The organism is Burkholderia sp. E168m23, from assembly GCF_016586125.1.
Taxonomy (GTDB): Bacteria; Pseudomonadota; Gammaproteobacteria; order Burkholderiales; family Burkholderiaceae; genus Burkholderia; species Burkholderia orbicola.
This window is the reverse complement of record NZ_BCPP01001503.1, coordinates 1-962: the sequence shown is the minus strand read 5'-3', so window position 1 is coordinate 962 and position 962 is coordinate 1. Positions and strand designations below refer to the sequence as shown.

Annotated in this window: 2 protein-coding genes; both read left to right on the top strand. The window is 62.4% G+C overall.

The features are described from left to right. Positions 1 to 172, top strand: a 172-nt coding sequence (locus JMF90_RS38485) for a (d)CMP kinase (RefSeq protein ID WP_201326483.1), incomplete at its 5' end; no start/stop codon positions are given. Positions 173 to 296: 124 nt separating this feature from the next. After that, positions 297 to 962, top strand: a 666-nt coding sequence (locus JMF90_RS38480) for a S1 RNA-binding domain-containing protein (protein WP_307730546.1), incomplete at its 3' end; no start/stop codon positions are given.

Below are 962 nucleotides of genomic sequence, written 5' to 3'. Positions count from 1 at the left end.
AGATGACTTGCTCCGGGATCTTCGTGAACGTGACGCGCGCGACAGCAATCGCGCGGCCGCGCCGCTGAAGCCTGCGGCAGACGCCAAGCTGCTCGATACGTCGGCACTTTCGGTCGATGAAGCCGTCGACCAGGTGCTGCAGTGGTACCGGGCGCTCGGCCAGCCCGCCTGAGAAGGCGAGCAGCGGTAGGTGCTCCGCGTCGCAAGCGCGGAGCGTGTTTCGAACCCTTAACCCCGTGTGGTCCTCGATCTGGCCCTTTCAGCCTGCCATTCCGGCCGGCGTGGCACAGCGAGCCATGCACAATCAGATTTTTATGTCCGACCTGCAAACCTCCACCCCGAATACCGAATCCTTTGCGGCTCTGTTCGAAGAGTCGCTGACCCGCCAAGACATGCGCGCCGGCGAAGTGATTTCCGCCGAAGTCGTGCGCGTCGACCACAACTTCGTGGTCGTCAATGCAGGCCTGAAGTCCGAGGCTTACATTCCGATCGAGGAATTCCTGAACGATCAGGGCGAGGTTGAGGTGCAGTCGGGCGATTTCGTGTCCGTCGCGATCGACGCACTCGAAAACGGCTACGGCGACACGATCCTGTCGCGCGACAAGGCGAAGCGCCTTGCATCGTGGCTGTCGCTGGAAAAGGCGCTCGACAACAACGAGCTCGTCACCGGCACGATCACCGGCAAGGTGAAGGGCGGCATGACCGTGATGGTCAACGGCATCCGCGCGTTCCTGCCGGGTTCGCTGGTCGACACGCGTCCGGTCAAGGACACGACCCCGTACGAAGGCAAGACGCTCGAGTTCCGCGTGATCAAGCTCGATCGCAAGCGTAACAACGTCGTGCTGTCGCGTCGTGCAGTGATCGAAGCAACCCAAGGCGAAGAGCGCGCGAAGCTGCTCGAGACGCTGAAGGAAGGCGCGATCGTCAACGGCGTGGTCAAGAACATCACCGACTACGGCGCG